This window comes from Paenibacillus rhizoryzae, from assembly GCF_059686995.1.
Genome location: NZ_JCAALT010000001.1, coordinates 989,782 through 1,010,266 on the forward strand (window position 1 = coordinate 989,782; position 20,485 = coordinate 1,010,266).

The following is a 20,485-nucleotide window of genomic DNA, read 5'->3' on the forward strand; positions in this document are numbered from 1 at the left end:
ATGGCGTCCATTTTTATATTGATCATTTATTTGGCCTTTATTAGCCTCGGAATTCCGGATTCGCTGCTTGGATCGGCATGGCCGGTAATCGGACCTGGTGTGGGGGCATCCTTCGGCTTCGCAGGGATCTTATCCATGGTTGTAGCCGGAGGAACCATCGTATCGAGTCTCCTAAGCGGGAGCTTGGTTGAGCGAGTTGGGACGGGGAAAATCACGCTGATCAGCTGCAGCCTCACGGCAGGGGCGCTGCTTGGTTTTGCCATGGCGCCTTCGTTGATCTGGCTTGTTCTGCTGGCTGTACCGCTTGGTCTTGGCGGCGGTGCCATTGATGCGGCTCTCAATCATTATGTAGCTGAAAATTATAAGGCTCATCATATGAATTGGCTTCACTGTTTCTGGGGCGTAGGAGCAACTGTCGGACCTATTATTATGTCCTATTATATTGCTGAACACGACTCCTGGAGAGATGGATATACGGCGGTATCGGTCATTCAATTCTCGCTCGCGGTCGTATTGTTCGCCACGCTCCCCTTATGGAAACGAGTCGCCTCGATTAGAGATGGCGAGCAACGAACTAATACGATTCAGGAGGAACAGGACGGAGCTGACGTTATAGTTGAAGCAGCGACTCCCAATGTTAAGGTGTTGCAGATCAAAGGCGTTAAACAGACACTTGTCGCTTTCTTGTTCTACTGCGGGGTTGAATCTACCGTCGGATTATGGGGAGCCAGCTATCTGGTAGGGGCGAGAGATATGACAGCCGAGACTGCTGCCGGTTGGATCTCTCTATACTATGGCGGCATAACCTTGGGAAGGCTGCTTACCGGGTTTATTACGTTGAAGGTCAGCAATAAGGTGTTAATCCGGAGCGGTCAGATCATGGCCGTTGCCGGCGGAATTATGCTTTTACTTCCTATTACTCTACTTTACTTAGTCGGACTTATTCTTATTGGACTTGGTCTTGCTCCGATTTACCCCGGATTGCTTCATGAAACACCTGCAAGATTTGGACGAGAACATTCGGCGAAGCTGATCGGCTATCAGATGGCAGTCGCGTACACGGGGACCACGCTTCTCCCGCCGTTATTTGGCGTTATTGCTACTCAGACGAGCATCGTATTACTACCGTTTATCGTGCTGGCTTTTCTTGTTATCATGATGATTAGTGCAGAACGAGTAAACAAGCTATTGAATTACAGATCAAAACAGACGAATTAGTGTTTAGTGTGCAATACGCGTTGCGTAGAGGAGGAGACGCTTGACATGATTGAGGATATGAACATCGGCACTTTAGCCATTCCTTATGCTTCAAGTGTATCTTACCCCGTCCGCCCTGAAATCTGCTTCGACCGCTTATCGACGGAGAACCTGCATTCCGCCGTGCGACTTTTTGATAGCGGTGACAGCAACTGGCAAGGTCTTATCCTTAATCAATTCCAAAGCAACTAAACTAACGGTATGATAGTTTCATAAGGACAACAAGCGCAGACAGCGGATTCGTAGAGATCAGCTGTCTTTTTTCTGTTAATGGGCAGCATGGATCCCAGCTTCTTTTTAGCCCAGCTCGTGAATAATGGGAGGACCAAAGACTATGAAAATCACAGCCGTAAAAACGAAGCTTGTATCCGTACCCTTCAAGACCCCCATTTTAGTATCAACCTTCTTCATTACGAAACGAACCGCGATCATTGTTGAAATTGAAACCGATCTAGGGGTTTCCGGTATGGGGTATTTGCCTATCTTGGGTCAAGGAAGCGAAACGATTAAAACAAGTATGGATCGGGATATTGCCGATTTGCTAATCGGTGAGAATCCGTTGTATCGAAATAAGATATGGGAGAAGCTCTGGTGGGCACTTAACATGATTGGACGCAAAGGCGTAGTCCTGTATGGGATTTCCGCGGTGGATATCGCCCTCTGGGATTTGGCCGGTAAATTACAGCATACATCGATCCATAGGATGCTCGGGCCTTATACAGATCAAGTGAAAGCCTATGCTAGCGCGGGATTCATGTCGCTATCGGAAGAAGAGCTCGTCAAGGAAGCAGAAGATTATGCTTCTCGCGGGTTTAAAGCATTCAAGATGAAAGCCGGCTTCCCGGATTTAAGAATCGACTTAAGGCGAGTGGAAGCGGTAAGGAAAACATTGGGTGCGGATATCGATATTATGGTCGATGTGAACCAGGGGCTCGATGTGGCAACGGCCATTCGGTTTGGTAGAGAGCTGGAAAAGCTCGGCGTATACTGGTTCGAAGAACCTGTCCCTGCAGATGATATTATTGGACATGCGGAGGTTGCCAAAGCGCTGGACATCCGAATTACGACGGGCGAGACCGAGTATTCACGATACGGATTTCGTGAGCTGATCGATCGGAAAGCCGCAGATATTCTGATGATCAACCTCAGAGCAGGCGGGATTACGGAAGCCCAACGCATTGCGAATTTGGCAAGCGCCAATCGTCTCCCGGTTACGCCTCATCTGGCGTGGGAGCTTCAAATCCAGATGTTTGCCGCGATTCCAAACGGCGTGTACATCGAATATATGAATTGGTATGACGACTTGTTCGAAGATGTCCCGCTTATCAAGGACGGTATGGTTAACGTATGGGATCGGCCAGGCCATGGGCTGAAGTTTCGCGAAGAAATTATAAAGCAATATGAAGTTTTGTAGGTTGTAACGCTAACTAGCTCATTGCATTCGTGCGAACTTCCAAAATTGTATCGGAGGCTCTTATGTATATAGAAGCGACGGGAATCGTATTTGCAATCTTAATTGGGGCGGTCATTTTATTTCAACTTGCCCTTGCTGCAGGTAAGCCCTGGGGAAGTATGGCGATGGGCGGGAAGTTCCCTGGGAAATTGCCTCCTGCTATGCGTATAGCTGCTTTATTTCAAATCCTCCTTCTGGCCTTTCTAGCCTCGATCGTTCTGAGTAAATCAGGGTCAGGGTTTATTTTTAGTAATTGGGATTCATTTGTAAATACGGCTATATGGATTGTTGTGCTATTTTCAATGGTAGCATCGCTATTAAACCTCATTACTAAGAGCAAATGGGAAAGAAGAATTTGGGCTCCGGTATCTTTATTGATGCTTGCAACGAGCACAATGGTCGCCATTGCAGAACCTGGATGAGAGCAGGTGAACGATGACCGTCAACCTGGAAATTGCGACAATGGTTTCAGCCATCATGTGGCCGATCGTGACATTGGTTATTCTGTTGATTTTTCGTAAGCATTTGCCGGACCTGATCAAGGGGATGTTCAAGAATGTCAAAAAAATCGATTTTGCCGGAATCTCGATCGAACGCTTCGAAGCCGAATCCTTTACACCAAAGTGGTCTGTAAATCAATTAGATTTGAGTGATCACTTGGCCGAGGATATGGGCATATATACGAGCTCCGTGAATAGCATGACCGATCAGTTGTTCTCGACCGGCTGTTCGGATTATACGATCATCAACCTTGCGAATGGAAGAAAGTGGCTCACATCGCGTCTATACATCATGTCCATCATATTTGCGCGTCAAAAAGGGATTCGTTCAATTGTGTTCGTGGAATCGAATCAAGCAAATCAACAACGATTTGCTGGCTGGACAACGCCTGGCGCCATACGCTGGTCGCTTGCTAAGAAATATCCTTGGCTTGAAGAAGCATACGCCAATGCGTATGCAGCAGTTGTAAGAGAAGCAGATGAATCCGTGTCTTCGAATCTAGGAGAACTGGGAAGCGGAGAGCCGTTCGTCTTGCTTCTTCGGAAGTTTCTACGTCTCATCCAAGAATCCGAACTAACGCCGGAACTCGGCTCGAATTCAGAGTGGGTACATATCAAGTCTTTGCAGAACACCTTCGAACACGCGCACTGGCTTGACGGCGTAATGCTAGAGGAGCTCTTGGGAGATGATCTGCAAGTGAGCCTGCTCCAATCCAATAATGTAAAGAAAATGAAGCTCGACAACGCTAGTTTTCAGACCGTACTGGAATCGCCGGGGGAGTTCATTGCCATAACCTCCAATAATGGGCGATTTCAAGGTTTACTGAACCGAACAAAATTGCTTGAGCAAGCGGTCCAGCAGTTTATTCAGCATACAAATTAATTCATATAACGAAATTGAGACCTGAATACGACACGATTACAGCCGGTTTTAGCTAATCGGCTGTTTTTTGTTGCGTTATAAGTTGCAGGATTGTGTGCTAGATTCGATGAATACTTAAAGTATGGTCGTAACAAGAAGCCGCCGAGTCGGCACTGGAGGATCCTATGAACATTTCAGGTATTCAAACGGATTGGAAAGTGGAAAGAATTGAATTCGCCAAGTTAACGGGAGAACGAGCGCGAAGCGCGGGAGCGAACGGCAGAATCGGTATTCATGGCAAATCTTGCTCGGTGGATATCGCCAGAATTACGATTGATGGACAAACAGCCTATGGAAGCTCTATTCATATCACGCCGGAATGGGCCGAAACTATAGTAGGTCGCCGATTAGTTGATTTATTCGACGATCGAGGCAGAATTCGTGAAGCATATCGGTTGCAGCTGGAATATCCCATTCTTGATTGGTTGGGGCGAAGACTTGGTAAACCTGTGTATGACTTGGTGGCAGGTGCCCATTTCGAAAGAGGCGTACCACTGATTGTGCCTTGCTATGATACTTCTTTATATTTCGATGACCTGCACTTGCCCGATGAGAAATCAGCCGTTGCATTAATGAACGAACAAGCACAACAAGGTTTTGCAAAGGGGCACCGTCATTTCAAAATTAAAGTCGGCCGAGGCGGACGTCACATGCCGCTCTGGGAAGGAACGAAACGAGATATCGCGATTGTGCAAGGAATCTCTGAAGTAGCCGGCCCTGCAGGTAAAATCATGATCGATGCGAATAATGCGTATAACCTGAACTTGACCAAGGAAGTTTTGGCGGCGCTAACGGATGTGAACCTGTATTGGCTGGAAGAAGCATTCCATGAAGATGATGCTTTGTACGAGGATCTGAAGGGCTGGCTTCGGGAACGTGGGCAGAACGTGCTTATCGCAGACGGGGAAGGGCTGGCCTCCCCGCATCTTGTGGATTGGGCCATTCGTGGCCGCGTCGATGTGCTGCAGTACGATATCATCTGGCCGGGCTTCACGCATTGGCTTGAATTAGGCGAGAAATTAGATGCGCATGGTTTGCGGTCAGCGCCACATTGTTATGGCAATGCCTATGGTATTTACGTATCCGGACATTTATCAGCTGCGGTGCGAAACTTCGAATTTGTGGAATACGACGATATTGCAATCGAAGGAATGGACGTATCCGGGTATCGCGTTGAGAACGGAGAATTTCACATTCCTGCTACGCCCGGTTTTGGAATTGTTTTCGACGATGAGCTTGTAACCAACAAGATTAAGCGATCCGGTTGGATAAGGAGTAACTAAACATGAATCGAAGAATCATCTTAGACTTGGCAGTCACGTTAGATGGATTTATTGAAGGGAAGAATGGGGAAATTGATTGGTGCATCATGGACCCGGAGATGGGGTTTCTTGATTTCTTAAATCAAATCGATACGATCTTTTATGGGAGAAAAAGCTACGATAAATGGGGACAATATCTCCCTGCAATCGAAGAAAGTGCATCAGACAAAGAGATGTGGGAGCTTATTCACAGCAAAGAGAAATACGTCTTCTCCCGAACACAAACAGGGACGGATTCTAAAGCTACGTACATTAGCAGCCGTATTCTTGAAGAGGTCAACCAATTAAAGAATAAGCCCGGTAAAGACATCTGGCTTTACGGCGGAGCTAGTCTAATTACAACTTTTATCCAACTAGGTCTTATCGATGAATTTAGATTATCGGTTCACCCCGTTGCGTTGGGAGAAGGAACGCCGATGTTTAATGATATTAAACAAAGGTTGAATCTAAAATTGACACATACAAGAACGTTCTCATCAGGGGTTGTGCAACTTGTCTATCAATTGGAGGAGTGACAATTATACCCGAACCATTTGATCCCCTCCAAACACCCAATCCTTTACAGCTCCGGGGACATATCATATTTTGTACGTTAAACCCCAGGAGGTGCAATACATTGTCCGGTCATGTTGGTGGTGCTTTTACTAGCGCGGGAGTTATTCTGGTGCTCTTCATCCTGTTAGTTATCGTTATTTGTGGATGCATGGGAAGTGGCTTAGGTGGATATGGCGGCGGTCCTGCATACCCAGTTGTTGGAGGAGTAAACACAGGGTATTAATAAATTATTATAGCACGTTGAGAAAGGCATCCGAGTCATTAACATGACTGAAGGATGCCTTTTGGCTGTCTGGGCGTCTGTATTTGAAATCAGCGGAGCGATACATACAAGAAGACCCGTGTCGGCGGGTCTTTTTTTGGAGCATGCGATCTTATTATTTAGGACATATGTCCTTTTCAGAATGGACCTCCCGTCGTTAAATAAAGAGAGCACGTTGGTTGAGGAGGAAATCAAGGCATGAAAGGCATTCTATTGGCTATATTAGGCGGCGTATTTATAACTTTGCAAAGTACGGCTAATGCCGTGATCGGGGATCAGATCGGAACCTGGCAGGCGGCAGCTCTAACGCAAGGAACAGGGTTCGCTGCGGCCATGCTCATTGTATGGATTGCAGGAGATCGGTCATGGAGAAGACTGGCGAAAGTGAAGCTGTATTATCGTTTCGGCGGAGCGCTTGCAGCCTTTATCATTTTCAGTAATATTACGGCATTTCATCACAATGGCGCGGCTGTCACCGTGTCGGCGATGTTGATATCCCAGATCCTAGCGACGCTCGGGATGGAGAAAGCCGGCTGGTTCGGAAATCGAGAGCTGCGGCTCCGTACACCGCAATGGATTGGCATTATGCTCATGATAACGGGCATCTTATGTTTATCTTTCTAATCGGCTGCACTAGCTAATAGGAGGGGGAGGCTGGTATGAAGGAAATCGGAGATTCCAATCGGTTCGAACCTTACCTCGCACAATTTGCGTTAGATGAGGTTTTCCCTAATGCACTGAGACAGCATTTAGTGCTGTATCGGTTCGAACCGGAAGAAGAACTTTGCAAGCAAGGCGAGGTACCGGAAAATATCTTCTTTCTCGTGCACGGAAAAGTAAAGGTCTATACGACATCGACGGAAGGGAATACACTGCTGCTTGGTTTTACTTCTCCGCTTGATGTTCTTGGAGAGATTGAATGTTTAAGCGGGTTGAACCTTCTCAATACGGTAACGGCTGTAACACCCGTGGAGGCGATAGCTTTTCACAAACGCTGGCTTCCGCTTTATCGCGAGGAAGTGGCGTTCCTGCAGTTTATGCTAAAGATGATATCGGAGAAATTTTATAAGAAGTCGGAAGCATTAAGCTTTAATCTGCTGTACCCGGTCGAAATCCGTCTTGCCAGCTACTTGCTCTCTGTGACGACGCCGGTCGATACCCGGGTCAGCATAGCGAGTTTGAAAGATATGGCGAATCTGATCGGCACCAGTTACCGGCATTTGAATCGGGTTATTCTGCATTTCTGCCGCTTGAGGCTGCTGGAACGTAATCGCGGCAAACTCGTCATCATTGACCGGTTAGGTCTTGAGGCTGCCGCTGGACGAAACATCTACGAGAATAGCGAAAGAAGGGAATAGCGTGCTTATAGGCATTTTATTAGCATTAATGGCGGGCATGCTTGTCAGCGTGCAGACTTTGTACAATAACAAAGTGAGCGTATCTGTTCACTCGAATACGACTACTGCGCTGGTGCTTGGAATGGGATTTATCGCATCGTTTGCCATGGGCTTTTTAATGGAAGGTACCGCGTTTCTGCACTGGCAAGGGATGCCGGTCTGGTTCTGGTTCAGCGGATTAATCGGTATCGGCGTTGTTACCTGCGTGGTAAAAGGCGTTCGACTTATTGGGCCTAGTGCGGCGACTGCCATCGTGATGACATCTCAGATGGTATGCGCGTTATGGTGGGACTCAGAAGGATGGTTTGGATTGAAACAGGTTCCGTTCAGCTGGCAAAAAGCAATCGGCGTCACTGCACTGATCGCCGGACTTCTGTTATTCAAAATCCAGCCAAAAGTAAAACAGGCGAATTTTTCCATGCATCTTTTCCCTCCCTTAAAGAAATAGTGTTAATTAGGAGGGAGAAGACATGCTGAAAGGGAAAGACATTCATCGATTGCTCCTGATTGGAGTCGCCTTAATTGGGCTGTTTTGCGATCCGGTTCATGCTTTGGCGTTAGCTAGACAACAACCTTCGGTCTCGCTGACCGTCAAAACCTCGCCGAATTCGGCGCTGGTAACCAGAATGGTAATCGATTCCGACAAGTGGGTGGATGCTGTTGCAGAAGGTACCACCCATCAAACTACCTATGTCCCTATTTCCGATACATATTTAATGATCGATGATAAAACCTATAGCATTGACCTGTCCTATCAGTTGTATGATATGGCGAACAATAGAGCGATTCAGCTTCGGGGCGAGATGAAACAACAGCTTAAAGCCCTTATATCGGAGCTGAAATCAAAGCACTATGGCAAATTGTTATCGTGGCCTGAAGCTAAGCAAGTCATCACAATGAAATCGATGTTCACCGTTGTCGATCTGGAGACCGGGATGCGATTTGAGGTGCAGCGAAGAGCAGGAAGCACGCATGCTGATGTACAGCCGTTAACGAAGCATGACACGGACATCATGAGGCAGATCTATCAGGGAAAATGGAGCTGGAGAAGAAGGGCCATTCTTGTTTTGAAAGATGACCAAGCGATTGCGGCTTCCATGCACGGAATGCCTCATGGGGGAGACGGTATTCCGGACAATGACTTTAACGGACATTTTTGCATTCATTTTCTGGGGAGCAGCACCCACAAGACCGGGAGCGTCGATCCGGATCATCAGACGATGGTGCATAAGGCGGCAGGCAAGCTCCAACAATACGTGCAGCAAACGTCGCCAAACGACGTTGTGGAGCTGTTTTTTATCGCGATCAATCAGCGGGATCCTGAAATTATGACGGTGCTATTCCCGCATCGGAATCATGAGCAACTGGAACGCTTGAAGCAGGAGGCGACCGGCATTATTGCCATCAAGAGAGCGTCCGACTACTCGGAGTCCGCAGTTTACGATCATTTGCTCGCCATCGATTTGCCGGTTAGAGCAGTGATATACCGAGACGGATTTAGGAAAGTCGAGAAGTCGCTCGTCTTTCAATTGCGCAGAGACTCCGCCCTGCAGGCATGGAAAATCGATTATGTGGAGAATGCCTTATGAAGTGGTTATGGATGATCAGCAGCTTATTCGGGATGCTCCAGCAGGGCGGAAGTCCCGAGCATTTATCCGTGTCGCTTCAGGGGAAGGCTCCGGTCGTAATCTATCGGGATGATTATGCGTCACCCGGCTTCACGATGGTGAATTTGGACAAGCTGGATCAGTTAATTAAAACTTTGGATCGGCAAAGCTACGAAGCTCCTCACAATGCGGTTATTAATGATCGTGGGGGAATCACTCCCGAACAGAACGGCCATCGACTCGATCAGAGAAGGTTTACCGAGAAGTTTTACGCGTTCTTTTACGGTGAAGGGACTTTCGCATTCGATGCACCGCTTGCCGATGTCTATCCGAAGGTGGACCGCGAGCTGCTGGCGGAAATTAAGGAAAAACCGATCGGCCAGTATGCAACCTATTACAACAGCCGCAATAAGAATCGTTCGCATAACATTTTACTGGCTGCCAAAGCGATTAATAATACGGTCATTTTCCCAGGGGAGACATTCTCCTTCAATAAAGTCGTTGGCAGGCGCACTCGGGAAAAGGGCTATCTGGAAGCACCGATCATTGTCAGAGGCGAATTATCCGAAGGGATCGGTGGCGGGATATGCCAGGTATCATCTACGCTGTTCAATGCGACGGACCGTGCCGGGCTGCATATCGTGCAGCGTTACTCGCATAGCCGAAACGTACCGTACGTAAGACCGGGCCGCGATGCGACGGTCAGTTGGGACGGTCCGGATTTTGCTTTCCAGAACCGTTACAACCAACCGATCTTAATCCGAGCACATGCTGTCCCAGGTAAAATGTTCGTGGCTATCTATTCCTCCGACGTCATCGAATACAATCCGCGTAGTGTGCCCGGCATGGCATTCGGACATCTGCCGGAAGAAATCTCCGCATCCGCAGTTGAAAGGGAAAGAATCGGCCCATTTATTGATTGGGGCCGCTAAGCGTTGAAGGAAACCGGACCGCTCTTTGTAGAGCGCAGTCCGGTTTTTTGTTGGAACAGCTGGAATATGCCGCTTGGCTCTTGCGCAACTTTTCTTATTCATTTCCGTCAGATAGATGTAAGAAAATAGAAATGCCAGAGGAGAGTGGTTGCGCTGAAGAAATGGTTCGTACATACGCTTGGCTTCGTCATACTGGGGAGTTTTCTGTTCGTGAATACGCACGTAAATGCTTCTTCTGTCGTGGCTGCATTTGCTGCTTCGGTTTATGTAAACGGGCAGCATGAATACGATACGATCACGGTAAACGGACGAACGCTGGTTAAGTTGAGAGCGTTGACCGACCCAGCATGGCTGGTTTTTGCCTATGATTCGAAGACGCATACCGTCATGTTCCACACCAAAGATAACAGCAAGATTGTCTATCTCCGCGAAGGGGACAAGACCGTTACAGTGAACGGGAAACAAGTCCAAATTGACGCTCCTGTGGTAAATAAGAAAGGACTGACCTATGTACCGCTTAGATTCATAAGTGAAACGCTTGGTGCATATGTCAAATATAATGCCCAAGACAAGAATGTCATTGTCCGGACCCCAACAGGTCAAGCCGATTTCGAGAAGCTAATGCGCGGGGATCTGACGGAGGCCCGGCAAATTGCGCTTCGCGCCTACAGAATTATGGGTGAAGCGCCGCCAAGTATGGCGGGTGAAATGTACAATTATAATAGCTACTCGTTTCCTGAAGGAGAAGCGCTTCGATTTTCTATGAGTCAGTCCGGGTACTGCGATCAGTATTTTGAAATCAATGCAGATGGATTAGCCATTGTTAAATGGCAAAATGATACCGTGTCGAATCGGGAATGGGGTGAGAAACCCACCTATAAGAGCTTTGTTTATTTCATAAATGAATTTATGGCGGGTTTGTTCACCTATGGGAAAGTGGATTCCCAAGGCAATGATACCATGCTGGAGAGATCTTATCGCGATGCTATGGATGATGTCGTGTATCCGATCGAAAATGAGAAACGAGCGGATGCGAGATCATAATGGTTAGCCTGCCGCTTGTAGAATAAGCGGTAGGCTATTTTCTTGTAAGACAGTTGTCAGAAAGGGGGGATTTCATCATGACTGATTATACGGAACGGAACCGCGCGTATTGGAATGCACGCACCGCTGTTAATGCCGTGAGATATGATATCGAGGGCTTCAAAGCAGGCCAAACCTCTCTAGGTCCAATTGAGCTGGAGGAATTAGACCCTGTGGCGGGAAAGTCGTTGCTGCATCTTCAGTGTCATTTCGGTTTGGATACGCTCTCCTGGGCACGGCTTGGTGCGCAGGTAACCGGAGTGGATTTTTCTGAGGATGCGATAGCGCTCGCAGAGCGTTTAAGTCAAGAAACGGGGATAGATGCAAGGTTTCTCTGTACAGACATCTACGAGCTGCCTCAAATACTTGACGAGCAGTTCGATATCGTATTTACGTCTGGCGGTGTGTTATTTTGGCTCTCTGATCTTGATCGCTGGGCGAAAATTATTGCTCATTTCCTCAAACCTGGCGGCGTCTTCTACCTACAGGAGGAGCATCCGTTTCTCAATGTTTATGATGACACTCCCGGCGTGACGGAATTGCGCACCATTTATCCTTACTTTCACACAGAGCAGCCCCTTCAGATAGAAGGGCTCATGCCTTATTCTGACCCAGCGGCCAATCAGCAGAGCATCGAATTTGCCTGGAACTTCAGTTTCAGTGATATTCTGAACGCATTAATCGCAGCCGGACTGCGTTTGGATTATCTTCATGAGTTCTCCCACGGTTCCAATAAACGATTCCCTTTCATGGCGCAGAGCCAGGATGGACGATGGCGATGGAACGACTCCGACAACCATATTCCACTCACGTTCTCGCTGAAGGCTACTAAGAGTTAATGAAGAGCCGCGTGAGAGTACTAGTGAATAAATTAGGAAGCTGTTCCCAATATTATAGGATGCAAGAAAGAAGGACTTCAGGAGGGGAATGGAATAAATAACAAACTATCGATGGGAATGCTGGACTCGAAGGTTGTGCTGATTACTGGCACCGGGGGAGGCATGGGGCGCGTCGCTGCATTGGTTTTTGCGCGAGAAGGCGCAAAAGTGGTTGGATGCGATATTCAGACGGAAGCCAATAACGAGACCGTTGAACTGGTACGTCAGGCCGGCGGCGAGATGACGGGTATCGCACCGATTAATCTTACGGACCCCGAACAAGTGCAACAGCTCGTCGAGGGCACTGTTGCCGCCTATGGCGGGCTTGACGTGGTCTATAACAACGCGGCCATGCAGCGATTCGGTCCGATGCCCGATTTCTCAATCGAAGACTGGCGGACGACCATAACCGGCGAGCTTGACATCCCTTTCTTCGTATCCAAGTTTGCCTGGCCGCACTTGGTCAAGCGAGGTGGCGGCGTCATTATCAATGTCGGGTCCGTGGCCGGCATGATTGCGGGCGAGACTCCTCCGATGGTGGCGCATTGCGCAGCGAAAGCCGGCGTCATCGGTTTGACGCGACAGCTCGCGCTTGAAGGCGCGAAGCACGGAATCCGTGCGGTAACCATTAGTTCCGGGCCCGTCTTGACCCCGGCAAGTGACCGCGACCTTGGCGACAACCAAGCAGCTCGCGACGCGATAACCAGCAAAACGCTCCTGAAGCGGTTCGGTCAACCGGAGGAGATCGTGGAACTCGCGGCTTTCCTCGCGTCTGACCGGGCGTCCTACATAACAGGTGCAAATTACGCGGTCGACGGCGGTGCGTCAGCTTGGTGATCTAATTAACCGAGCTCCATATTCAAATCCATGAGGGCTACCAGTCGGGTAGCCCTTGTTTGTCTCATCTTGAATATCTCAGATGTAGTATTATAAAGGAAAATGGGCATGGAGAAGGAGCGGTAAGATGAAGCCTCAATTGACGCCCGAGACAATCATGGCGGCAGTAAAGCGAGAGGTAGGGAATCTTTCGGGTTGGGTGCCAATAACCGAAGGAGAAGAGTCACAAGCATTTGCAATCCGCTTCGGAGGCGATGAATGCATTCTTCGCGTCAATCGTTCTGCTGCAGGCTTTCACAAAGATGAGTTCTGTTATCATCATTTTGCTTCAGCGGAACTGCCAATCCCGGAAATCCTCTCTATCGGCACAATTGCTGACGAATATGCATACTGCATCTCCCGGCGCGCGCCAGGCGTAACTTTACAGGACATGAAAATCTCCGATATACGGTCTGTGACGGAGCCTGTCATGCATGTCATCGAAGCATTGGCGAGCACGAATATTACGGGCACCGCAGGATACGGTCCCTTCAACGGAAACGGCTTCGGCCGGTACGAGAAATGGCGTGACTTCATTATGAGCATCGCGGATTCGAGCAGCTATGATTGGGAGGCATTGAAGCCATTCCTTAGCGATCAACAGATCGATCCCTATTTGCGAATTTTAAGAGCTTTTGCACCGCTTTTCCCCGAGGTCCGACAGCTCGTCCATGGAGATTTCGGCTCAAACAATGTCCTTGCGATTGGCGGCCGAATTACCGGGGTCATTGATTGGAGCGAAGCGATGTTTGGCGATCCGCTCTATGATATTGCTACCATTTTCTTCTGGCGTACTTGGCTCGATTGCATGGAAGCACAAGCGAAGTATATCGAGGAGCAGCATCATGAAATGATGGAGCAAGCCGAAGTTCTGCGCTGCTATCAGCTCCGTATTGGACTTGATGTCATTTTCTCCAGTGCCAGGGACCGAGACGTTAAGCTGCACGCATGGGCGTTGGCGCGCTGTGACGAGATTAGCGGTTTACAAAGATAGATTGGATACTTAATCAATATTATTTCAGTGAACAGAGGATGTTTATAGTGAAAAGAAAATTAATATTAATTGAAGGTTTGCCGGGATCGGTAAGTCAACCACTGCTCGTTTAGTTCAAGAGATCTAAAATGAAATGAACTTGAAATCGCAGCTGTATTTGGAAGGCAATCTGGAGCATCCTGCTGACTATGAAGGTACTGCATGGTTCGAGCAAGTGGAATATGAGCATTTATTAGCTGGAGATCATTCGCACAACACGCTAAAGAAGGCGATGAGGTCTTTATATCCGAGTGTTGTTTTATCCAAAATCCTGTCACGATCGGCATGATTAAGTATGATGTTAATAAAGAAGCCGTTAAAAGCTACGTCTCCGAATTAGCTGAGCGTATCGCTCCTTTTTGTAGATCAGCACGATATTGATCGTTCCTCCAGAAAAGCAATGCTGGAGAGGCCGAAGGAATGGGCCGATGGTTTTACGGAGTATTACACCCAGCAAGGGTTTGGAAAGAAGCGCGGATATGAAGGCGTAGAAGGAACGATTCATATTCTAGAAGCTAGGAGACAATTGGAATTAGAAATTTACGAATCCATCGGTATAGCAAGGTAAAAGTGAATCACTCTTCATTTGATTTGGACGACTATAAGCAGAAATTAAGGGTGATCTTGCAGAATCATTTTGCCAAGTGAAGAACTAAACGTATGAATCGTTCGTGCTCCCTCAATAGTAAACAGGAGAAAGACTAAAATCCTGTTGCTATGCAGGGGGCTTCTTCATGTTCTGATCAAGTCGATCATAGACACAAACTATCAAAACAATAGATAGGACTACATTGATCAATGATGAAGTGTTCCATTATAGTGAGTTCAAAGTGATTCATAACCGATGCGAGCATGCGGAATAATAAATAAGATTATAGTGAAAGAAGGCAGATCCTATGGAGTTAAGACAATTGGACTACTTTATTACAACATGCGAAGAATTACATTTCACCAAAGCTTCCGTCAAGCTGGGAATCACCCAGCCTTCCTTAAGCCATCAAATCAAGGCACTTGAGGATGAAATAGGCGTCCCGCTATTCGACCGGATCGGCAAGAAAATTGCCATAACCGATGCCGGAATGATTTTGTACAAGCAGAGTAAGCTGGCATTCGGCAACTTAACGAACGCGAAGGAGCAAATTCAAGAACTTCAACAAATTGAGCGAGGTACATTATCGATTGGTGCACTCCCGGGCGAGCTAAATCAATTGGTTTCGAACTTATTGCTCGATTTCCATCGCGAGTATCCCAAAGTCCGACTTAAAATCTTCGGTGTCGAAGATGTCGTAAACCGCGTGCTGCAAAACGAACTCGATTTAGCCATTACGATTCTGCCCGTCGAGGATGAGAGGGTACGTTCGATTCCTCTGTATAATGAGAAATTTTATTTTGTTGCAACGGGGGAGCATCCCTATGCTAGCCGTACAGCCATAAATTTTGACGAAATCCTGAATGTGCCGATTGTAATGTTTCCGGAAACCCATCGCTGCAGGCAGTTGGTGGATATGACATGTTCGATTGCCGGTTTACAACTAACGCCCTTGATCGAAACGACTACGATTGAATCGTTGTTCGGGCTCGTTCGTTCAGGTGCAGGCGGCACGGTTTTATCGAAAACCTTGCTTGAAATGTACAACTACGAAGATTTGATCCCGATTCCAATTCAAAAACCGACCTTGTGCAGAGAGGTCGGGATTGTGTATCTCCGTGATAAATTCATGGGGAAGGCTGCGCGCGGGTTTATTGAAATATTGACGGAGCATATAACGAATCTCAAGCAGGACAAGCTGCAGGTGACCTGTGACAGCGAAGATGAATCATAGATAATAACTATGATTATCATAGAAACAACGATATTGATCTATCATTATGATTCTCATACAATGAGGCAACAGGATAGTTAGTCAACATTAAACAAAGGAAGTGATGATCACTCATGCAAACCATGACTGACGTGCAACAACAGAAAGGCATTGGTTCTGTTCAATTTTTACCTGTAAGTTTATTTGCGTCAGTTATGGGCATCTCAGGTCTATCATTGGCTTGGAGACAATCAAGTAAGTTATTCGGTAGTTCTCCGGTCATTGCCGATAGCATTGGAATTCTCGCGGTTCTTCTATTTATTGCGTTAAGCGCGAGTTATATTTCGAAATGGATCCTGTACCCGCAGAAGGTCATGGCCGAATTTATGAATCCTATTACCGGGAATTTCTTCGGAACAATCACGATTTCATTATTGCTGCTCTCTTCCGTTCTCGGAACGTTTAATCAAGTAACGGGTCAAGTGATTTGGATTATCGGCACCATCATGACAATCGTGTTTAGCTTTATCATCGTTGCCCGCCTGTTGAACGGGAATCTCGAGCAAGGTCACGTAGTTCCGCCATGGCTGATACCGGGAGTAGGGTCCATCGATATAGCGGTTGCCGGAGGGACGATGCCTTTTCCGTGGGCACGTGAGATCAATCTGTTGGCCCTCGCGATCGGCGGTATTGTCGCTTTGATCTTCCTGACATTGATCTTATCCAGATTGATTCATCATGCACCGCTGCCTGCTGGTTTAGTGCCTTCAATGATAATTATGATTGCGCCGTTTGAGGTTGGTTTTCTGGGCTATACGAACATCCAACAGAAGATCGATTCGTTCGCTTCTATATTGTTTTACTTTGGCCTTTTCTTATTCATCGTTTTGCTCTTCAAAGTATTTAGAAAGTCCGTACCGTTTAGCGCTTCTTGGTGGGCGGTAAGCTTTCCAATTGCTGCCCTATGCAACGCGGCTTTGGAATATGCGATATTCGTGCATTCCTGGCTGTTGATTGGCATTTCTGCGATTATTTTGGCATTTCTAAGCATTGTGTTGGCTGTTCTCTTTATCCGTACGCTGAACCTGTTGCTTAAAGGGAATTTGCTAAAGGGATAATATCAATGTGAGAAAGGACGGATATCGATGCTGTGGACAACACTTCAATATGACGTCGATTTTGATAATGCGATGCTCTTCGGTCAATATGTGATGGTCGTAACCGATAAGAAAACCTCAGGTGGGGGATTATTAGAAGGCTATGACGATCATAACGTCTGGATCAATGGCAAGCAGCATTCTCGTACAGGAGCAACGTTCATCCAGATGCCGCCTCCTGAAATGCAATTCGATCAAGCAAAATAGTCCTGAATAAAGCAGATCTTATGAGCTGGTTTCGGAGAGGAGAAGAACGGAGATGTCTTGGCATTTACTGAAATCCAGAGGATTTGCATCAGCTTACGGTTTAGTTATTCTCATGCTGATTGGGGCTGTATGGCTGGACGAAAGGGATATTCTCTTCCCGGAAATTGCAGGAATGGCTATGGGGGTCATGGTTTTTCCGGTGCCGCACTGGATTAAGAAACCTCTCCACTTATGGCTTTCCCCAACATTAGGTGCCTTTATCGGTACGACGATGAACCATTTGGCGCTATCGCCGCTGGTGAAAATATGGTTAGGTCTTATCCTTATAGTGATTCTCATGCATGTATTTCGCGTCAATTTTGGACCAACTATTCCTGCTGCTTTACTACCGATTTTTCTAGGCCTTACTGATTATACATTTGCCGTTTCGACTGCTGTATTCACATTTGTTGTGATGCTGGCTGCTTATGGAATGAGAAAACCGGATAAACCGGCTAGTAGCCCGATCCCTTTTCGCAAGAAGACGGATACGGTTCTCATAACCCTTGTGTTAGCCCTTTGGATTGGTCTTGCATTTGCGACTAAGCTTGAAGTTTTGGTGGTTCCACCCGTGTTTGCTCTCATATTCGAGGTATTTCATGCGAAGGATTTTGCTTGGAAAATGATTCCTCAACGTATAGCGGTATTAACGATTACGGCTGCTCTTGCAGTCGGCGTGTATCACTTGCTGGATGGCTCAATCATTTGGGTTGGCGTCATTAATGTTCTCATTACCTTCGTACTTTGTAAGTTGTTTAAAGTTCCTGTTCCTGTTGCATTCGGTGTCTCGTTGATGCCGCTTATCGTGCCTGCGTGGGGGACATGGGGGTTCCCGGTTGGCGTCTTCGTTACAACAGGCGTTCTGATGTGTATTTCTGCAGCGTATCGTCAGTTCAGAAGAAGATCGGACTAGAGGTACCCAGCGATGAACGATTCCATTGTACGCAAAATAACGAACAGTTCCAAACGGAAATCGTTATATCATTTCACAAGGGTTCAAAACCTGCCGTCGATTTCACATTTGGATGCATTGTATGCACCTTTCGAAGTGGATCACAGCTTATCGGATGGACGACGGAGAGAGAGAAGAGAATTGCAATTTCACGGGCATCGGTTTGTAGCCAATGCACATTTGCGAATAGCTGAACTTGTAATGGATCCAAATACAACGCTTCATCAATTTTATCATTATTTGGATCAGCATGTATTCCTCTGGCCGACGCGGCGGGATTGTCTGAAGATGCTGGAGATGTATTCGAGGAGAGAGCCCAATGAAGCTTTTGCCGTGCTTCAATTGGATGCCTATTCGCTCATTCGTGATTGCTATGATGCTGTAAAGCTGTCGAAATACGACTCGGGGAGCTCACCTCGGTATCCAAACCGTTGTTCCTATAGGAAAAGTTTACGCATGTTTCTGCCGTTGGATCAATTCGAGACTGTGCGGGAAAATGATGTGCCTACAAAACCTTCTGAGATCCGCGAGGTCCTTGTAGAAGGGAAAGTAACGGACTTGTCCAGCTATGTACAGGCTATCTATTGTAAAGATGTTTCCGAGATTCCGGGGAGTTGGGGGAAGTTTGCACAGTCTTTCAAGGATTTTCAGGATGAATAGGATCCAATAATCGTTATAGCGCAACAATAAATGCAGTTCTGCGTCTTCATATTGGGAGTGACTATGTGAAGGTGGTGGCTGTTGACGATGAAAAATTCTGAAAGTCAGATGCCTATGGAAACCGTCCAATCGAGGTCGACTACGATTGATGGATTATCCATGCTGCCGGCAAACGAGGCATCATGGGAAGACTTGGAGGTTATACTTGGCCCGGTCAAGTGTCACTCCGTACGCTGCTACTGCCAACGGTTCAAGATTCCTTCATCCCAGTGGAACAATATCGATGACGATGAACGTGCTTATTTGCTGCGGATCCAGACCGACTGCGATAATCCGGAAGCCGGTACCACGAGCGGCCTTGTCGCTTACCTCGACCAGCAGCCGGTAGGGTGGTGTGCAATTGAACCGCGGATTTCCTACCCAAACCTGTTAAAGAGTCGGATGCCCTGGACGGGAAGAAACGAAGATAAGAACGACGATGGGGTTTGGGCAATCACCTGCTTCATTGTTCGCACCGGCTATCGAAGGCGCGGGATTACGTACGAGCTCACTCGTGCTGCCGTTGACTTCGCTAAGCGGCGGGGCGCTCGAGCTGTAGAGGGTTATGCGATGATCACCACACCGGAGAAAGAAATCACCTGGGGCGAGCTCCATGTCGGGAGCCGCAACGTCTTTGAGGGAGCAGGTTTCCGAGAGCTGACTCAACCAAGCAAACGTCGGGTCGTAATGCGACTTGATTTCTAAATGAACGAAGACGATAACCCTACACTGTTCATTCAGTATGGCCCATAGGTTTTTACAAGGACACCTTCCATTTGGACGGGTGTCCTTTTTGTCTTGGAATGGCAATCGAACATTTCAGGGTGGACTGGTGATATGCCTCAGTCGCTCCTCCTCTTAACTGTATACCCTAGTAAAGATGGAAATTAGAAGTTTCCATGGAATAGGAGGATGGAGGAGCGATGAAAATTATCGTAAACGTTAGAGAGATAAAGGAATATTTTGATGGTCTTGCACGGCTGCTGATGCCAAACGCAAATGTAACACAGCCGTCTGCACCGGAATCCGGCGCGCTCGATGGATCAACGCTCATAGCAGAAATGCGTCAGGCGATTCGAGAGGAGTTAGCTGCGCATGGACTTGAGGGTCAGCGCGATGTCGGCACGTCCAGTTTGAATAAACTCGGTCGCGTTTTCGAGCCATACACAGGCAAGTCGGCCGAGCTTTTAACTTCAGCCGGGACAGTCGAAGGCACAATTACGAAGGTTAGCGACGATTTTCTGGTCGTGCGTGAACACGGAGGGACAAGCGTAATGGTGCCGCTTGATCAGCTGGTCGCCTTTCAACTATCAGGAAAGCAGGTGGAACGATGATTGAAGAGCTGCAATCGCTCGTGAACAAGGAAGTACAGATCGCAAGCGCGCTCGAAACGATCAGCGGTACGCTTGTGTCGGTAGACGGCGTATCGGTAACGCTCCGCACATCGGAGCTTTTCGGTTATGAGAGCGGCAGCTATGCGATCATACAGCTGCGCTTTATTTCTTATATTCGGCTTCTGTAACACGATCATGGAGAATAAGGGAGGAGAGGC

24 protein-coding genes and 1 pseudogene are annotated in these 20,485 nt (G+C 47.5%); all 25 read left to right on the plus strand.

The annotated features are described in order from the left end of the window. Window positions 1–1,218 (plus strand): MFS transporter, encoded by a 1,218-nt coding sequence (locus tag AC6ESO_RS04450; protein WP_497090316.1) that lies wholly within the window; start codon window positions 1–3, stop codon window positions 1,216–1,218. Window positions 1,219–1,263: 45 nt separating this feature from the next. Then, a complete protein-coding gene (locus tag AC6ESO_RS04455) occupies window positions 1,264–1,449 on the plus strand; it encodes a hypothetical protein (protein ID WP_497090317.1) in 186 nt (61 codons plus the stop codon). Between the two features lie 142 nt (window positions 1,450–1,591). Beyond that, window positions 1,592–2,671 (plus strand): mandelate racemase/muconate lactonizing enzyme family protein, encoded by a 1,080-nt coding sequence (locus AC6ESO_RS04460; protein WP_497090318.1) that lies wholly within the window; start codon window positions 1,592–1,594, stop codon window positions 2,669–2,671. A 62-nt stretch (window positions 2,672–2,733) separates the two neighbouring features. Next, window positions 2,734–3,132, plus strand: coding sequence for a hypothetical protein (locus tag AC6ESO_RS04465; protein WP_497090319.1), 399 nt, complete (start codon window positions 2,734–2,736; stop codon window positions 3,130–3,132). Between the two features lie 13 nt (window positions 3,133–3,145). Then, on the plus strand, window positions 3,146–4,093 hold the full coding sequence (locus tag AC6ESO_RS04470) for a hypothetical protein (RefSeq protein ID WP_497090320.1): 948 nt from the start codon (window positions 3,146–3,148) through the stop codon (window positions 4,091–4,093). Between the two features lie 164 nt (window positions 4,094–4,257). Further along, window positions 4,258–5,415: an enolase C-terminal domain-like protein gene (locus AC6ESO_RS04475; RefSeq protein WP_497090321.1), complete on the plus strand. Its 1,158-nt coding sequence runs from the start codon at window positions 4,258–4,260 to the stop codon at window positions 5,413–5,415. Window positions 5,416–5,417: 2 nt separating this feature from the next. Next, entirely contained in the window at window positions 5,418–5,969 is a 552-nt protein-coding gene (locus AC6ESO_RS04480; RefSeq protein WP_497090322.1) for a dihydrofolate reductase family protein, read from the plus strand. Between the two features lie 500 nt (window positions 5,970–6,469). Further along, entirely contained in the window at window positions 6,470–6,895 is a 426-nt protein-coding gene (locus AC6ESO_RS04485; RefSeq protein ID WP_497090323.1) for a DMT family transporter, read from the plus strand. Window positions 6,896–6,930: 35 nt separating this feature from the next. After that, window positions 6,931–7,629, plus strand: a complete 699-nt coding sequence (locus tag AC6ESO_RS04490) for a Crp/Fnr family transcriptional regulator (RefSeq protein ID WP_497090324.1) — start codon at window positions 6,931–6,933, stop codon at window positions 7,627–7,629. 1 nt (window position 7,630) lies between these two features. Next, entirely contained in the window at window positions 7,631–8,116 is a 486-nt protein-coding gene (locus tag AC6ESO_RS04495) for a DMT family transporter (protein WP_497090325.1), read from the plus strand. 22 nt (window positions 8,117–8,138) lie between these two features. Then, window positions 8,139–9,257: a hypothetical protein gene (locus AC6ESO_RS04500; RefSeq protein ID WP_497090326.1), complete on the plus strand. Its 1,119-nt coding sequence runs from the start codon at window positions 8,139–8,141 to the stop codon at window positions 9,255–9,257. Then, a complete protein-coding gene (locus AC6ESO_RS04505) occupies window positions 9,254–10,207 on the plus strand; it encodes a VanW family protein (RefSeq protein WP_497090327.1) in 954 nt (317 codons plus the stop codon). Before AC6ESO_RS04500 ends, AC6ESO_RS04505 begins: the two co-directional genes overlap by 4 nt. Before the next feature lie 210 nt (window positions 10,208–10,417). Continuing rightward, complete coding sequence (locus AC6ESO_RS04510; protein ID WP_497090328.1) at window positions 10,418–11,251, plus strand: copper amine oxidase N-terminal domain-containing protein; 834 nt, start codon at window positions 10,418–10,420, stop codon at window positions 11,249–11,251. A gap of 77 nt (window positions 11,252–11,328) precedes the next feature. Continuing rightward, entirely contained in the window at window positions 11,329–12,129 is an 801-nt protein-coding gene (locus tag AC6ESO_RS04515; RefSeq protein ID WP_497090329.1) for a class I SAM-dependent methyltransferase, read from the plus strand. Window positions 12,130–12,246: 117 nt separating this feature from the next. Continuing rightward, window positions 12,247–13,005, plus strand: a complete 759-nt coding sequence (locus tag AC6ESO_RS04520; RefSeq protein WP_497090495.1) for an SDR family NAD(P)-dependent oxidoreductase — start codon at window positions 12,247–12,249, stop codon at window positions 13,003–13,005. A gap of 127 nt (window positions 13,006–13,132) precedes the next feature. Continuing rightward, the gene (locus AC6ESO_RS04525) at window positions 13,133–14,038 is read left to right on the plus strand and encodes a phosphotransferase family protein (RefSeq protein WP_497090330.1); all 906 of its coding nucleotides are present in this window, start codon (window positions 13,133–13,135) and stop codon (window positions 14,036–14,038) included. Between the two features lie 38 nt (window positions 14,039–14,076). Next, window positions 14,077–14,725 (plus strand): annotated as a pseudogene (locus tag AC6ESO_RS04530) (P-loop NTPase family protein). A 248-nt stretch (window positions 14,726–14,973) separates the two neighbouring features. Beyond that, window positions 14,974–15,900, plus strand: coding sequence for a LysR family transcriptional regulator (locus AC6ESO_RS04535; RefSeq protein WP_497090331.1), 927 nt, complete (start codon window positions 14,974–14,976; stop codon window positions 15,898–15,900). Window positions 15,901–16,013: 113 nt separating this feature from the next. Further along, the gene (locus tag AC6ESO_RS04540; RefSeq protein WP_497090332.1) at window positions 16,014–16,997 is read left to right on the plus strand and encodes an SLAC1 anion channel family protein; all 984 of its coding nucleotides are present in this window, start codon (window positions 16,014–16,016) and stop codon (window positions 16,995–16,997) included. 27 nt (window positions 16,998–17,024) lie between these two features. Then, window positions 17,025–17,243 (plus strand): hypothetical protein, encoded by a 219-nt coding sequence (locus AC6ESO_RS04545; RefSeq protein WP_497090333.1) that lies wholly within the window; start codon window positions 17,025–17,027, stop codon window positions 17,241–17,243. A 52-nt stretch (window positions 17,244–17,295) separates the two neighbouring features. Next, entirely contained in the window at window positions 17,296–18,195 is a 900-nt protein-coding gene (locus AC6ESO_RS04550) for a hypothetical protein (protein WP_497090334.1), read from the plus strand. A gap of 12 nt (window positions 18,196–18,207) precedes the next feature. After that, a complete protein-coding gene (locus AC6ESO_RS04555; protein ID WP_497090335.1) occupies window positions 18,208–18,894 on the plus strand; it encodes a DUF7002 family protein in 687 nt (228 codons plus the stop codon). 87 nt (window positions 18,895–18,981) lie between these two features. Then, window positions 18,982–19,638, plus strand: coding sequence for a GNAT family N-acetyltransferase (locus AC6ESO_RS04560; protein WP_497090336.1), 657 nt, complete (start codon window positions 18,982–18,984; stop codon window positions 19,636–19,638). A gap of 218 nt (window positions 19,639–19,856) precedes the next feature. Next, entirely contained in the window at window positions 19,857–20,267 is a 411-nt protein-coding gene (locus AC6ESO_RS04565) for a hypothetical protein (RefSeq protein WP_497090337.1), read from the plus strand. Further along, window positions 20,264–20,455: a hypothetical protein gene (locus AC6ESO_RS04570; protein WP_494817569.1), complete on the plus strand. Its 192-nt coding sequence runs from the start codon at window positions 20,264–20,266 to the stop codon at window positions 20,453–20,455. The genes AC6ESO_RS04565 and AC6ESO_RS04570 overlap by 4 nt, the downstream gene beginning before the upstream one ends. Window positions 20,456–20,485: the final 30 nt, after the last annotated feature.

Bases quoted from the DNA above. Each gene is read 5' to 3' on its own strand.
- AC6ESO_RS04450 (WP_497090316.1), top strand. From the start codon at position 1: ATGGCGTCCATTTTTATATTGATCATTTATTTGGCCTTTATTAGCCTC.
- AC6ESO_RS04455 (WP_497090317.1), top strand. From the start codon at position 1,264: ATGATTGAGGATATGAACATCGGCACTTTAGCCATTCCTTATGCTTCA.
- AC6ESO_RS04460 (WP_497090318.1), top strand. From the start codon at position 1,592: ATGAAAATCACAGCCGTAAAAACGAAGCTTGTATCCGTACCCTTCAAG.
- AC6ESO_RS04465 (WP_497090319.1), top strand. From the start codon at position 2,734: ATGTATATAGAAGCGACGGGAATCGTATTTGCAATCTTAATTGGGGCG.
- AC6ESO_RS04470 (WP_497090320.1), top strand. From the start codon at position 3,146: ATGACCGTCAACCTGGAAATTGCGACAATGGTTTCAGCCATCATGTGG.
- AC6ESO_RS04475 (WP_497090321.1), top strand. From the start codon at position 4,258: ATGAACATTTCAGGTATTCAAACGGATTGGAAAGTGGAAAGAATTGAA.
- AC6ESO_RS04480 (WP_497090322.1), top strand. From the start codon at position 5,418: ATGAATCGAAGAATCATCTTAGACTTGGCAGTCACGTTAGATGGATTT.
- AC6ESO_RS04485 (WP_497090323.1), top strand. From the start codon at position 6,470: ATGAAAGGCATTCTATTGGCTATATTAGGCGGCGTATTTATAACTTTG.
- AC6ESO_RS04490 (WP_497090324.1), top strand. From the start codon at position 6,931: ATGAAGGAAATCGGAGATTCCAATCGGTTCGAACCTTACCTCGCACAA.
- AC6ESO_RS04500 (WP_497090326.1), top strand. From the start codon at position 8,139: ATGCTGAAAGGGAAAGACATTCATCGATTGCTCCTGATTGGAGTCGCC.
- AC6ESO_RS04505 (WP_497090327.1), top strand. From the start codon at position 9,254: ATGAAGTGGTTATGGATGATCAGCAGCTTATTCGGGATGCTCCAGCAG.
- AC6ESO_RS04515 (WP_497090329.1), top strand. From the start codon at position 11,329: ATGACTGATTATACGGAACGGAACCGCGCGTATTGGAATGCACGCACC.
- AC6ESO_RS04520 (WP_497090495.1), top strand. From the start codon at position 12,247: ATGCTGGACTCGAAGGTTGTGCTGATTACTGGCACCGGGGGAGGCATG.
- AC6ESO_RS04525 (WP_497090330.1), top strand. From the start codon at position 13,133: ATGAAGCCTCAATTGACGCCCGAGACAATCATGGCGGCAGTAAAGCGA.
- AC6ESO_RS04535 (WP_497090331.1), top strand. From the start codon at position 14,974: ATGGAGTTAAGACAATTGGACTACTTTATTACAACATGCGAAGAATTA.
- AC6ESO_RS04540 (WP_497090332.1), top strand. From the start codon at position 16,014: ATGCAAACCATGACTGACGTGCAACAACAGAAAGGCATTGGTTCTGTT.
- AC6ESO_RS04545 (WP_497090333.1), top strand. From the start codon at position 17,025: ATGCTGTGGACAACACTTCAATATGACGTCGATTTTGATAATGCGATG.
- AC6ESO_RS04550 (WP_497090334.1), top strand. From the start codon at position 17,296: ATGTCTTGGCATTTACTGAAATCCAGAGGATTTGCATCAGCTTACGGT.
- AC6ESO_RS04555 (WP_497090335.1), top strand. From the start codon at position 18,208: ATGAACGATTCCATTGTACGCAAAATAACGAACAGTTCCAAACGGAAA.
- AC6ESO_RS04560 (WP_497090336.1), top strand. From the start codon at position 18,982: ATGAAAAATTCTGAAAGTCAGATGCCTATGGAAACCGTCCAATCGAGG.
- AC6ESO_RS04565 (WP_497090337.1), top strand. From the start codon at position 19,857: ATGAAAATTATCGTAAACGTTAGAGAGATAAAGGAATATTTTGATGGT.
- AC6ESO_RS04570 (WP_494817569.1), top strand. From the start codon at position 20,264: ATGATTGAAGAGCTGCAATCGCTCGTGAACAAGGAAGTACAGATCGCA.